Raw genomic sequence first — 13,052 nt, 5'->3', positions numbered from 1 at the left:
CGTGGATGTAAAATACCGAAGCAGTCAATGGGATAAAACGAAAGATAGTCTTCGTAACTTGATCGGCCTGGGTGTCTGGGGGAAAGGTATGATCGATACGATGAAGGACATTACGGACAACTTGGACGAAGCAAGTGAGAAGGTGGCGAAGTATGATTCCGATGGTGTTGTCTCGTTTTCTTATACAAGCGATAAGGATAAGTATCAGCGATTGTTTGAGGACTTCAAAGTGCTGGAGGATTTCAGTGGAAGTGTGGGGGATATTGTAGAGGATACAATCGATCAGCCCTTCTTTGAAGATATCGATGCCTTTGTCCAGAAAGTACGAGATTCTTCCATCTCCAACTACACGACCTCGAACCATATCGGCGCGACGGAAACGATACCTATCTCTTATTACGGCTCCTATCAGGAATACGAAACGGAGAAAACGGAAATCACAATCGATGATATACTGAGCGGAGATAACTATTATGCCGATCAAATCAAAGCCTCTTTTGAAAAATGGAAAGTACAGAACCCCGATGAAGACATCAGCTACGAGGATTACCGCACCGCTGCCGTCAATACACGTGCCTTTGAATATGAATCTATTGAGGACGGGCAGTTTACAAAAGAGTTTTGGGTGAACATTGCAGCTTTAGTCGTTATCGTTGGTGTAACAGTTGTGTGCCCGCCAGCTGGTGCTGTACTAGGAGCAGCTTATGCAACAGTGGAGATGGGAAGTGCTATTTCTGGTCAGGATTGGGCTTCCGGGCGGGAGTTAGACACTTCGGAACGATGGACGAGGGGTTTACTTGCGCCGCTTGATGTTCTGCCTATAGGAAGTGCGGTGACCAGCTTTACAGGAACGGCACGTACGACAAGCAGAGTGGTGGATTTAAGGAGCTTGCTAAATAAAACTAAGCTTAGCTCCTCCCTCACCGACAACATTTCTAATCAAACATCACAGGTATTGAGATTAGTAGGGACAGCAGGTCAGCAAACTTCCACAAGATTACGGAGTGCTGCTCACACGGTTACTAATACTACAAACATTCTAAAAAACAAACTAGGAGAAGAGGCCGTAAGAATTGCACAAATGGGGGATTCGGGTATAACTAGGGTTTTAAATATGTTTCCTCAAGTTGGCGCTGTTGCGGATAATGGTTTAATGCTTGCGTCTTCTGGTAATTTTAATAAGCTTGAGGAGGGTGCAGTAAAAGTAGCGAGTCGACTTGGATCTCCTAGGATTACGGGTGCAGGTAATGCGGGAGTAAGTGATGTAAAAACAGTTGTGGAAAAAGGGCAACAGTTTACGAATGGAAGAAGAAACAGACTAAAGCCGAATATTAGGTATCAAACAGGCGAGTATGATTACTTTTATGAAACTGATACTGCGGGAAGAATTACAAAATTTGAGACGGATAAATTACAATTAACCACAAGAGAAGATAGATTGCCGCATAGTAAGAATACACTGGGTAAGGTTAAGGGTCAGGATCACGCAGGTCATTTGGCTGGTGATAGGTTCGGGGGGTCACCTAAAATTGATAATTTGGTGTCGCAATTATCTGATGTTAACCTAAGAGAATATAAAAAAATTGAAGCTGAATGGGCAACTGCTTTAAGTGAAGTACCACCAAAAGCTGTGAAAGTTGATGTTAAAATAATATACTCTGGAAATGATCCGAGACCTGATAAATTTATAGTCAATTACTTTATTGATGGTAAGCCAGGTTCAAAAATTATCAAAAACTAATTAAAGGAGTGAATATTTGAATGAAAGAATTTGAAGATAAGTTTACCGAATTACAATCCGATATGATTTCTATTTGTTTGGAGTACGTGGAAGATAGAGCGGATAAAGTATACGTTTATGCTTCACATGAAGGAGGAATTATCTCAAGTAGCTTCTTCTATTTAATTAATAATAAGTATGTAGAATGTCATAAAGTAAATGATGCCTTGGAAACCGGGGATGAAGGTTATGATGTATCTCCAGAACGAATGTTAACGGTATTACAAATAATAAATGAAGATATCGAGAAGATTGAAGTATTGTGCAAAGAATATGGAAGAGACATACCGACAGAAATGAAATTAATATATGATGTTAAGAATGGAAATTTCAAGGCTGAATACAAGTATGATTTAGTATATTCAAATGATGAAGTAAAAACGGCTGATCATATTGCTGATGAATGGTTTGAGGAGATACAAGATAATAATCTTTGATATGCTATTAGGTGTTTGCTTGATTTTATTAAGAGCAGGATTTCTATAACTTAAAACAACTTTTCAGGGAGACTAAATAATGTGAGCGAAACCTAGCTTATATTAATAACAAGCTGAACGGGACCAGTCTCTATATGCATCCTGAATAGTAACGAAAGTGCTTATTAATCAATAATAGGCGCTTTTTTATATTGTTATTAGACATTTCATAAAGTCTTTTAAAGAGATTTTAAATGGAATTATCAACAAAAAAAGAAATAAAGAAACTGTTTTACTATGAAACCTTTGGGAATTCGATGCGTACAAGATATAACAATATCTTTAGAAACTGGAGAGATGAACTTGGAATACGCAATATCGAATCAAAAAACAATCATGCAGAAGGTGCTGCAGACATTCTTGATGACGCTATTATTGGCGACGCTCGGGATCTATGCTGGTAATTTCGTGCCAACTGTGCTTATTTTGCCATTAATCGTAGTGGAATTAGGTATGCTAATTGCTGCCTTCTGGCTAAGAAGGAAAAAGGCTGTCAGCTATACGTTCATCTATATATTTGCTGTCATTTCAGGTATCACGACATACCCGGCGGTAGCTTACTATGCTTCAATTGGTGGAGCTAATATTGTCCTGTATGCTTTCACTACGACGTTTGTTATCTTCGGAGTGATGGCGCTTGTAGGGGTTAAATCGAAAAGAGATTTTTCCTTCCTTGGCGGGTTCTTGTTTGTAGCCTTAATTGCGTTGATCGTTACAGGTTTGATCGGAATTTTTGTTCCGTATAGTGATGCGACACTGTTGGCTTTCTCAGGCATCGGTTCAATCGTATTTTCACTTTACATCTTGTATGATTTTAATCAAATGGCAAGAAACCATGTTACAGAAGAGATGATTCCGCTAATGGCATTGAATCTGTATTTGGACTTTATCAACTTGTTCATGAACTTATTGCGATTCCTAGGAATTATGTCGAAGGATTAAAAAATAAAATGCCAGAGATTATATAGCGTCTCTGGCATTCTTATTTTGCTTTCTTTCTATGGAGCCTATCGTATTTCTGTTTACTTTTCTTTTTCAAGCGGTGTACTTTCTTGTCCCGCCTGCTTTGTTCTCTGGACTGCTTTTGCTTTCGTATCCTGTGCATCCATGTTTTGAAGTTTCCAAATGTTATACATGCATACAGCAATAAAGCAGTAAGAGCGATGACGATAACGTGCAATACCAGTTTAGTGCCGTAAAAAAGTATATCAGAAGCTGAAAATCCCTTTGTATGTATACGATAAGGATTGTCCACAGGAAAACTGATAGTTACTGTATCACCGCTGTTATTGTAAACACTAGGTCTAACTTCCTTTGTCATATGGATAGTATTTCCGTCCGGATCATTATAAGTGAACGCAAGGTAATAGTATTGGCTTGGGTAACGTCCACCATTAAAATCATCATTACTATCGGTCACAATTGCCTCTGTTGTAAATTGGGTACCAGTATAGGATTGAATCGCGTTACTCAGCATTTTTCCCATCGAGATATAACCGAAAATCAGCGCAAAAGCTAAGAATCCAAAAAAAGCTATCGGAATAAGGAAGATTATAGGTCGGCTAAGCCATTTCCATCCTTTTATTCGACTGCGCAATATGAGATAGCTAATGTAATAGGCTGGACCGATAGCGTAAACAACCATCAGTAAGATAGACTTATGCATTTCGGAACGATATGTGTTATTTCCTGAGGAATCAATTTTTTCGATCTCTATAGTATCGCCAGTATCCAACTGATTAAATTCCTCTTGAGTTATGTCTGTTAATGCCTTATCTTCAGTCATATGCGTTACCTTGGATTCAGCACCTGCTTCCAGTACCGCGTAGTATTCCATGTTGCCAAAGAGATCACTGGAAATGATTTTACCTTCTGCAACAACTTCTTCTTTTTCATCCTGATTATTCTTAGTCATTGTATACAGAGATCTAGCTTCATCGGCAATTGCAATTATACCTGCTAAAAACAGGATAAATAGTACAAGGTGAAATGTGATTCCGCCTGAATTCTTCATATCTTCTCCTCGGGATCTTCTTACTTCTTTCGTTTTCCAAATTATGTATCGAATTCAGTGTAAGGAAACTAAAGTGTTCCGTCAACAATAAAACCGGAGAGCTGACACCTCTCCGGTTTTGTGTTACTTCTTATTAACAGACGCGTCATAAATCGTATCAACCGCATCCTTCAATGCTGCATCAAAATCTTCCTGAGACTGACCTGCGTTTAGCTCTGCTGCCAAAGCGCGGGAGAAGCTGGCGATTACGTCTTCGTTTTCTTTCAGCTTTTCGTTTGCTTCGTCGCGGGAGTAGCCGCCGGATAAAGCGACAACGCGGACAACGCGTGGATGCTCGGTAAGTTCTTTGTAAAGATTTGCTTTCGTTGGGATGGAAAGCTTTAGCATGACATTTTCTTCTTCAGACAAATCGTTCAGATGGCGGAAGATTTCATCCCGAAGGATTTCCTCGCATTTTTCTTTATCTTCACTGTGAATATTAACTTCTGGTTCAATGATTGGAACGATGCCTGCTGCGATGATGCTTTTGCCGATTTCGAATTGCTGATCGACAACGGCTTTGATGCCGCTGACGTTAGGCTCTTTGATGACCGAACGCATTTTTGTTCCGAAGATATGTCTTTCAGATGCGCGGCCGAGTGTTTCGTTCAGGTTATCAATTGGTTTCATCAGCTGGACGCCATCTTTTTCTTCTTCTAAGCCTTTATCGACTTTTAAGAAAGGTACGATTCCTTTTTCTTCCCAAAGATAGTCGCCAGTGTGTTTGCCTTCGATCTCTCGATCCATCGTCTGTTCAAATAGGATCGCTCCTAGAATCTTGTCTTTGTTGAATGCAGGGGAAGTGATGATACGTGTACGCATGTCATGGACGAGCTTGAACATCTCGTCTTCATTTGAATAAGCATCCTCTGATACACCGTACTCTGCCAATGCTTTCGGTGTGCTGCCGCCGCTTTGATCCAATGCTGCGATAAAACCTTTACCGTTTTTAATGATATCAAATTGTTTGTCGTTCATATCTGCCACTCCTTTGATTCGTTTTTTAGCTGAAAAGATGCTCCATGTTCACTGTTCCCTTTTATCCAGTGTTTTAACATTAAATGTTTGATAAGGTTTCCAAAACGGGATTCACGGGTTGCGGGAGCTCATTTAAGAAAGTGAAAGTAGTTTTTCGCTGTCTATCGGGACTTTTTGGTGTAACTTAAGTTGGATTGACGGTCGGTTGGGCATGTTATAGGGTAAGTTTGACTATTTATCAGACGGTATGGAAGGAAGGGCATTCATGAGTATTAGAATTCGGTTATTCATCATGTTGCTCTTATTAATCATTTTGCCTTATTTTCTCTTTGTAATTTTTATTTATGAAAATAGTAAATCGAGTATCGAGGAGCGGGATTTGGCAAGAAGCCAAGAGGAGTTAAATGAGAGCAGGGCTGATTTAGAACAGTACGCTGAGGAGATGGTCCGGCTGCCTTACAGCTTGTTCAATATGCCGGAGGTGCAGCAGGTACTGGAGAATGGCATGCTGGCAGAAACAACAGAACATGTGCGGGCATTTGAGAATAGTGTGGAGACGTATGCGGCAACTCGGCCGGATATCCGGCAGCTGCGGTTTTATTTTCAAGAAGATCAGCAAGCGCTGACAGTCTACCAATCAAATGTCAGTGCTCCAAAGCCAGCACCGGATTATCTGGAGCGTGCGCCATTCAGGGAGATGAACGAGTCCAAGACAGCTTACATGCTGGAAACTCCGCATGTATTGGTAAATGAAGATAAAGTGGCGATCGTGCCGGAATCAGACAATACGATCGTTTTGCCTATCCAGCACAGGATAACAGACGTTCTGAGTGGAGAATTTCTTGGGTTCCTGACGACTGATATAGAGGTAACATCTTTTTCGCGGCTGCTTGAGGCTGTCACGAGAGAAGCAGGAACCCAGGTTATACTTGTGAACGGAAATGGGGAAATCATCTATAGCAAGGATTCGAAACAGATCGGCAAAAATATGGACGAATCACAAATGGCAGCAGGGGGTGAAAATATCGTCCTTCGGGAGGAATTGGGGGAGCCTTTAGCGGACTGGCAGCTGATCAAGGTTACATCAAAAGATGAGTTGTTCCGTGATGCGAGGGAGACAGCCTGGACGAATGTCGTGTTAGGTATCGGCGTTGTCCTCTTAGGAACTGTACTGGTTCTTGTTGTTTCACGTGTGTTTACAAAACCGATTATTACGTTAAGTGAGCAGGTGCGATCCATAGAAGGCGGTCAGATGAACGTCCAGCTCAAAACAGAACGTAAAGATGAAATTGGCCATCTGGCTGCGCATATGCAGGAGATGCTGAATCGAATCGATTCTCATATTGCGCGTGAATATAAGCTTGAGCTAGAGGTGCGGGAGAGTCAGCTAAGAATGCTCAAATCTCAAGTAAACCCTCATTTTCTTTTTAATGCATTGCAATCCATCGGAGCTGTTGCACTGCGCTCGGGTGACCGGGAAGTGTACAAGCTGCTCGTATCCTTATCCAAAATGATGCGATATGCATTGCAGGCCGATCAGCTCGTACCGGTGCGGGACGAGCTTGATTACATTGACTCCTATATCACATTGCAAAAAGAACGTTTCGGAGCAGATTTACCGATTACTATTCAAGTAGAGAAGAATGTGCAGGAATACAGAATACCAAGCATGCTGCTGCAGCCGCTTGTTGAAAATTACTTCAAGCATAGCTATGAAACTATGCGAGAAAAAAGCAGCTTTATCCTAAAGGGAACGGAAAGAGACGGATTGCTGGTATTCAGCGCGGCTAGCTACGGTGCAACAGTGAGTGACGAAGAGATTCGTCTGCTGCGCGAGGGAGTTGCTGGCGGAACAGGGCTGCAAAATATTGCAGAGCGCCTGCATCTCCATCATGGCGATAAGGCGGCGTTTCGACTTGGTAATTTGGACGGAAAAGGGTTTGGAGTCACGATTTGTATTCCGGCAGAGGAGCAGGGAGGTCAGAAAGCATGAAGGCGTTACTCGTGGATGATGAAAAAAATGGGCGTGAGGTGCTGCGCACGCTCGGTGAGTGGGAGCAGAATGGCATAACTGTGCTTTTAGAGGCGAGTGATGGGAAAGAGGCCCTTGAACTGATTGCATCGGAGCAGCCGGAAATCATTTTCACTGATATCAAGATGCCGCGTATGAGCGGAATCGAACTGATGGAGCAGCTGCATGCTGCTGACTACCGAGGAAAATGCATCCTTGTAACTGGTTATGATGACTACCAGTTCATGCGGAAAGCTATTCAGTTCAACAGCTTTGACTATTTGCTGAAGCCAATTGATCCGGAGGCTTTTACAAAGGTGCTGGAGAACGTGACGCAAGCCATTATCGCTGATAAGCAGTCTTTTGAAAACGAAGCAGAGGTTCTCGGGGATGCGAGGAGACTGCTTTTGGAACAGCAGGTATCGGCATTGTGTATGGGAGAGTTGAAGGATTTCTCCATCTTACAAAAACTTTTGCCACAGGAAGAGGAAATCGATCTTACATTGCTGTCTTTTTATCATATGCATCAGCCAGCCCAAGTAATGGATGCTTTAGCTAATGAGCTGCATCAGTATGCAGTAGGCGACATATTCCATTTTCAACAGCAGGAGAACTTATACATCGTTTTGTCTGCAGCTGACCATTGGCTGCAGATAGAGAATTGGCTGCGTCATCACCTGGATTTACCAGTAAGAATTGTGCAAAAACGGCTGCGTTCTCAGGAGGAGATTGCTCCTGTTTTCCAGCAGCTTACAGTGGAGCTGGCAGAGCATCGTTATCGCACTATCAGAAGACTTGTAGAGCTGGAAAGTGAACAGCGTGGTCAAGATATCGTCGCATATGTAGAGAGCTACTACATGGAGGATGTAAGCTTGGAGCGTTTATCGAAGCTTTTCTTTCTGTCAAAAGAGCATATTTCACGGAAATTCAAGCAAGAAACCGGCATGACATTATCCAGATATGTGACGAACTGCCGAATGAAGCAGGCTAAGCAATGGCTCGAGCAAACCAACAAAACAATGTATGACATAGCCAGGCTGCTCGGCTATCAAGATGAAGTGTATTTCTCGAAGCTATTCAAAAAAGAGACTGGGTTAACCCCGACTGCATATAGAACTGAGTGTAATGAGCAGGGGGCGAGAAAATTATAATGAGAAAGAAACTGTTATACGGTCTTTTTGCGGTCCTTTTGCTGCTGCTTTCCGCCAGTAACATGCCGCCGGAAAAAGAGGAAGTGCAAGCAGAGGAAACAGTCAGCCTTACAATTCGTAATCCGAAGGTGGAGGTTGCTTCCGAGTTTGAGTACATGGTTAGCGTGTATGAAAAAACACATCCCCATGTTCGTATCCAGGTGGAAACCGTTGGTGGTATTTCAGATGATTTCTCTGATTTGAAAACACAAATGGCAATTGGTGAAGGCCCGGACATCTTCACCAATGTCGGCTATTCTGCTACAGAAGAGTGGATCCGTTACTTGGAGGATCTGAGCGAGGAATCGTGGGTATTTGATGCTCGGGATGGTACACTCGACCCCATTACTGAGGGTGGGAAGGTGTATGGTATGCCGATGAATATTGAGGGATTCGGCATCGTTTATAATAAGGCGTTATTTCGAAAAGCTGGTATCAACGAGCTTCCTGATACATATACAGAACTGGAGAAAGTGGCGTCTCAGCTCAAAAAGATTGGTGTGACGCCTTTTGCGAATGGCTATTATGAGGAATGGAAGCTAGGTCATCATTTGACAAGTTTAGCTTTCGCTGAGCAGTCTGATCCTGAAGCGTTCATGTCGGACCTGACAGAAGGTAAGGCAAGCTTTGCTGATAATAATAGCTTTCAGAACATGCTGCGTTTTCTTGATCTTACACTTGCTTATGGTAGCCCTCATGCTGCAACGACAGATTATTACGCTGAGATGGAAGTGTTCCAACAAGGAGAGGCAGCCATGATTGTGCAGGGGAATTGGGTCGAGCCGCTGTTGGCAAAACAAGCTCCGGATTTGGATGCAGGAATGTTTCCGATACCACTTGATGACGGAGGAAATGCTCAGCTGGTCACGAGTGTGCCGAGTTATTGGGTCGTCAACAAGCAATCCGGGGCAGCTGAAAAACGGGAGGCAAAGCGGTTTCTGAAATGGATGGCAGAATCAGAAGAAGGGCAAGCATATCAAACAGAGCACCTTCGCTTCGTCTCGGCATTCCGCTCTGTACAGCCGCCTGAAACCAGCCTGAGCGGAGACACGTGGAGGCGATATGATCAGCAGGAACGTCGGAACTTTAATTGGTCCTCTTACCCGCCACCAATGAAGGATGCTTTTGGCCGAATCCTGAAACAATACGTGAATGAAGAGATGTCCAAGCAGGACGCGCTGCAGGACTTGAATCATGCGTGGCAGCAAAATAGTTCATCGCACTAGTGTAGAAGTCCCTCTAACAGGAGGGACTTTTTGTGTGGATATCAATTTTAGACAAAAAGAAGATCAAGATAAACCATCCCTGTTTTTGTTTTCCTGTCCTATACTGAGCTCGTAAGGCGGGTTTGCCAAGACTTGCCTTACAGGGATTAGCAATCATACATAGGAGGAATACGGGATGAAATTTCGGAAACGGGCGTTAAAAGCAAGTGTCGTTTCACTGAGTGCAGCGTTGGTGCTGGGTAGCAGTCTGACAGTGGCTTCGGCGAACAATGAGGGTGGAAATGTGAAGCCGTACAAAGAAACGTATGGTACATCACAAATCACACGTCATGACATGAAGGAAATGATCGGGCAGCACGGGGACGAACGGTATACTGTTCCTAGCTTTGATGCTTCTTCTATCAAGAATATCGAGTCGGCTACAAAGATCGATGAAAATGGCAATGAAATTAAAATGGATGTATGGGACACATGGCCGCTCCAAAACCCGGACGGTACAGTAGCGGATTATAATGGATACCAAATTGTTTTTGGGCTAGCTGGAGATCCGAAAAATGCAGGTGACACATTCATCTATATGTTCTATAAAAAGTCAGGCGATGATTCCGTTGATGCATGGAAAAATGCCGGTCGTGTATTTGATCATAATGATAAATTCAATGGTGATAAGATTCTGGCTGGTCAGCAAGAGGAGTGGTCTGGTTCGGCTGCCTTCATCGATGGAGAAATCCGCTTATTCTATACGAACCGCGGCGGCTTTGATGAAAGCAAAGGTATTTTCGGGAAACAGACACTGACGACTGCGCAGGTGAACGTGTCTGAAAAGGATGCAAGCAGTTTGCAAGTGGACGGCGTAGAGGATTATAAGTCCATCTATGACGGCGGCGACGGTGAAACATATGAAAATGTTGATAAAGCCTTTGAAGATCGCAATTTCGCGAACAACCACACCTTGCGTGATCCGCATTATATCGAAGATAAAGGCAAGAAGTACTTAGTTTTCGAAGCGAATACAGGTACTGAGTTTGGATATTCTGGGGAAGATTCTTTATATAACCGTGCGTACTATGGCAAAGGTGGTATGAAATTCTTCAGAGATGAATTCAAACAACTCCAAAATGGCGGTAAGAAAGAGACTGCAGAGCTTGCTAACGGTGCAATTGGTATTGTGGAAATCAATGATGATTACACATTGAAAAAAGAAATGAAGCCGCTTGTCGTTTCCAATACGGTTACAGATGAGATCGAGCGTCCGAACATCTTCAAAAAAGATGGCAAGTTCTACTTATTCACAAGCTCGCGGGGTGCCAAGATGACAATCGATGGCATCGATGATGAAGATATCTATATGCTTGGCTATGTTTCGAATAGCTTAACTGGCCCATATAAGCCAATGAACAAATCAGGTATTGTTCTTCACCAGGACTTGGATCCAAATGATTTAACTTGGACATATGCACATTATGTGATTCCGCAAAAAGAAACGGATGACTTCGTCGTAACTAGCTACATGACGAACCGCGGTTTCTTCCAGGACCATAAATCTACATTTGCTCCTTCGTTCTTGCTTGATATCGATGGCAAGCGCTCTTCTGTAGTGGAAGATGGTATCTTGGAGCAAGGTCAAATCACGTACGAAGAGGAATAAACTCAAAATAAGCAAAGGAAATGTCAGTATTATGGCATTTCCTTTTCATCTATTTTAAATAAAAGTGTGGTGACAATATGTTAAATGGATTTTCGAGAAAGAGGTGGACGATGCTTGGTGTGATAATATTGCTCGTTGTCGCAGTAATCGCAGTTTCTGTGTTAATGAACGAGAAAAAGACTGAAAAACAAAACCCCGGGAAGGCGCAAACTATCTCATATCGACCTGATTTCCATTTCAGCTCACCTGACAAATGGAAGAATGATCCGCAGCAGCCGATTTATTATCAAGGCAAATACCACTATTACTATCTCTACAACAAAGACTACCCCGATGGCAATGGCACGGAATGGCGGCATGCAACTTCAAGGGATTTGATTCATTGGGAAGATCATGGAGTCGCAATTCCGAAATATACGACAGAAAACGGTGATCCGTGGACAGGGTCTGTCGTTCACGATAAGAATAACACAGCTGGGTTTGGTGAGGATGCTCTCGTTGCTATCGTTACGCAGCCGACAGGAGAGACTGGGCAACAGGAACAATACCTCTGGTATAGCACAGATGGAGGGAATACCTTTAAGCAGGAAAGTGAGGAACCGGTACTTACTAATCCTGATGCGGAGGATTTTCGTGATCCTAAAGTGATATGGAATGAAGAAAAGAATGATTGGATCATGCTTCTTGCAGAGGGAGATAAAATCGGGTTTTACGAATCTGCTGATTTGAAAGCCTGGACATTCACTGGAGATTTTCAGACTGATGGAATTGGAGTACTTGAATGTCCGGATCTATTCCAGCTGCGCGCACCTGATGGGACGGTTAAATATGTACTTGGTATGAGCGCGAATGGAGAGGGCAAAGGTGAACCGAAAACCTATGCCTACTGGACTGGAAGCTTTGACGGTGAAACTTTTACGTCGGATGAAGATAATCCCAAATGGCTTGATTACGGTTTTGATTGGTATGGCGGGGTCACCTTTGAGGATGGCCCGTCAGAAGATAAGCAAGCAAAGCGGTATGCACTTGCTTGGATGAATAATTGGTCATATGCTGATCAAACACCTTCGATGAAATATGATGGATTCAATGGTACAGACTCCATTGTCAGGGAAGTCACGCTGCAGCAAGGTCGAGATGGTTATTATCTTGCTTCCCGGCCGATTGCTGCGCTGGATCAGCATTTTCAATCATCGGACACAGTTGAGAATATAAGTCTTCAAAATGAGACGCAAACCTTGGATATTTCAGCAGAGACGTATCAATTGGATGCTGACATTTCGTGGGTAGAAAGCCCAAACGTTGGGTTGCGGTTACGGGAATCAAAAGATCACTCCCGTCACCTGGATGTAGGTATCGCTGGTGCTGCAGGCTATTCATATGTAAATAGAAGCCACATTCCTAATCCGGATCAAGAAGGTGCCTATCAAGAAAGCAAGGCACCATTTGATACCGAAAAGAAGCAAGCGCATGTCACAATCCTTGTAGATAAAACAAGTGTAGAAGTGTTTGTTGATGATGGGGAGGTTGTACACAGTAATGTCGTATTCCCTCACCCACAGGATCAAACGATTAGTTTGTATGCTGAAGATGGCAGTGCTAAGTTTGATAATATTTCTATAAAGAGAATAAGCAAATCACAATAATTTTTTGAAAAAAGGCTGGGACATAACTAAATTCCCATTACTTA

10 protein-coding genes are annotated in these 13,052 nt (G+C 42.9%); 8 read left to right on the top strand and 2 right to left on the bottom strand.

Annotated features, from left to right (window positions below):
• The first annotated feature begins 1 nt into the window (after position 1).
• From AE2B122_RS19165 to AE2B122_RS08885, 3 genes are all read left to right on the top strand, one after another.
• Positions 2-1,741 carry a DNA/RNA non-specific endonuclease gene (locus tag AE2B122_RS19165; protein ID WP_254593464.1) on the top strand — a complete coding sequence of 580 codons (1,740 nt, stop codon included), beginning with the start codon at positions 2-4 and terminating at the stop codon, positions 1,739-1,741.
• Positions 1,742-1,761: 20 nt separating this feature from the next.
• Positions 1,762-2,217, top strand: a complete 456-nt coding sequence (locus AE2B122_RS08890; RefSeq protein ID WP_095220397.1) for an immunity protein YezG family protein — start codon at positions 1,762-1,764, stop codon at positions 2,215-2,217.
• 336 nt (positions 2,218-2,553) lie between these two features.
• The gene (locus AE2B122_RS08885; protein WP_371809510.1) at positions 2,554-3,198 is read left to right on the top strand and encodes a Bax inhibitor-1 family protein; all 645 of its coding nucleotides are present in this window, start codon (positions 2,554-2,556) and stop codon (positions 3,196-3,198) included.
• A 40-nt stretch (positions 3,199-3,238) separates the two neighbouring features.
• Here the strand turns inward: AE2B122_RS08885 and AE2B122_RS08880 are convergent, their stop codons facing one another.
• Together AE2B122_RS08880 and AE2B122_RS08875 are read right to left on the bottom strand one after the other, a co-directional pair.
• Positions 3,239-4,270 carry a hypothetical protein gene (locus tag AE2B122_RS08880; RefSeq protein WP_175073820.1) on the bottom strand — a complete coding sequence of 344 codons (1,032 nt, stop codon included), beginning with the start codon at positions 4,268-4,270 and terminating at the stop codon, positions 3,239-3,241.
• A gap of 123 nt (positions 4,271-4,393) precedes the next feature.
• Positions 4,394-5,287, bottom strand: a complete 894-nt coding sequence (locus tag AE2B122_RS08875; protein ID WP_175073819.1) for a fructose bisphosphate aldolase — start codon at positions 5,285-5,287, stop codon at positions 4,394-4,396.
• 265 nt (positions 5,288-5,552) lie between these two features.
• Between AE2B122_RS08875 and AE2B122_RS08870 the strand changes: the two genes are divergently transcribed.
• The 5 genes from AE2B122_RS08870 (at position 5,553) to AE2B122_RS08850 (ending at position 13,008) form a co-directional block, all read left to right on the top strand.
• The gene (locus tag AE2B122_RS08870) at positions 5,553-7,280 is read left to right on the top strand and encodes a sensor histidine kinase (RefSeq protein ID WP_175073818.1); all 1,728 of its coding nucleotides are present in this window, start codon (positions 5,553-5,555) and stop codon (positions 7,278-7,280) included.
• Positions 7,277-8,449, top strand: coding sequence for a response regulator (locus AE2B122_RS08865; RefSeq protein WP_175073817.1), 1,173 nt, complete (start codon positions 7,277-7,279; stop codon positions 8,447-8,449). The genes AE2B122_RS08870 and AE2B122_RS08865 overlap by 4 nt, the downstream gene beginning before the upstream one ends.
• On the top strand, positions 8,449-9,714 hold the full coding sequence (locus AE2B122_RS08860) for an ABC transporter substrate-binding protein (RefSeq protein WP_175073816.1): 1,266 nt from the start codon (positions 8,449-8,451) through the stop codon (positions 9,712-9,714). Before AE2B122_RS08865 ends, AE2B122_RS08860 begins: the two co-directional genes overlap by 1 nt.
• A gap of 175 nt (positions 9,715-9,889) precedes the next feature.
• Positions 9,890-11,362 carry a glycoside hydrolase family 68 protein gene (locus AE2B122_RS08855; RefSeq protein WP_175073815.1) on the top strand — a complete coding sequence of 491 codons (1,473 nt, stop codon included), beginning with the start codon at positions 9,890-9,892 and terminating at the stop codon, positions 11,360-11,362.
• Positions 11,363-11,472: 110 nt separating this feature from the next.
• On the top strand, positions 11,473-13,008 hold the full coding sequence (locus AE2B122_RS08850) for a glycoside hydrolase family 32 protein (RefSeq protein ID WP_175073814.1): 1,536 nt from the start codon (positions 11,473-11,475) through the stop codon (positions 13,006-13,008).
• Positions 13,009-13,052: the final 44 nt, after the last annotated feature.

The organism is Terribacillus sp. AE2B 122 (assembly GCF_902497585.1).
Lineage (GTDB): Bacteria > Bacillota > Bacilli > Bacillales > Amphibacillaceae > Terribacillus > Terribacillus saccharophilus_A.
Note: the sequence above shows the minus strand (reverse complement) of the source record. Positions and strands in the feature narration are given on the sequence as shown.

What these genes read in the sequence shown, in the direction of transcription:
- AE2B122_RS08890 (WP_095220397.1), top strand. Translation starts at nt 1,762, where the DNA reads ATGAAAGAATTTGAAGATAAGTTTACCGAATTACAATCCGATATGATT.
- AE2B122_RS08885 (WP_371809510.1), top strand. Translation starts at nt 2,554, where the DNA reads ATGAACTTGGAATACGCAATATCGAATCAAAAAACAATCATGCAGAAG.
- AE2B122_RS08880 (WP_175073820.1), bottom strand. Translation starts at nt 4,270, where the DNA reads ATGAAGAATTCAGGCGGAATCACATTTCACCTTGTACTATTTATCCTG.
- AE2B122_RS08875 (WP_175073819.1), bottom strand. Translation starts at nt 5,287, where the DNA reads ATGAACGACAAACAATTTGATATCATTAAAAACGGTAAAGGTTTTATC.
- AE2B122_RS08870 (WP_175073818.1), top strand. Translation starts at nt 5,553, where the DNA reads ATGAGTATTAGAATTCGGTTATTCATCATGTTGCTCTTATTAATCATT.
- AE2B122_RS08865 (WP_175073817.1), top strand. Translation starts at nt 7,277, where the DNA reads ATGAAGGCGTTACTCGTGGATGATGAAAAAAATGGGCGTGAGGTGCTG.
- AE2B122_RS08860 (WP_175073816.1), top strand. Translation starts at nt 8,449, where the DNA reads ATGAGAAAGAAACTGTTATACGGTCTTTTTGCGGTCCTTTTGCTGCTG.
- AE2B122_RS08855 (WP_175073815.1), top strand. Translation starts at nt 9,890, where the DNA reads ATGAAATTTCGGAAACGGGCGTTAAAAGCAAGTGTCGTTTCACTGAGT.
- AE2B122_RS08850 (WP_175073814.1), top strand. Translation starts at nt 11,473, where the DNA reads ATGCTTGGTGTGATAATATTGCTCGTTGTCGCAGTAATCGCAGTTTCT.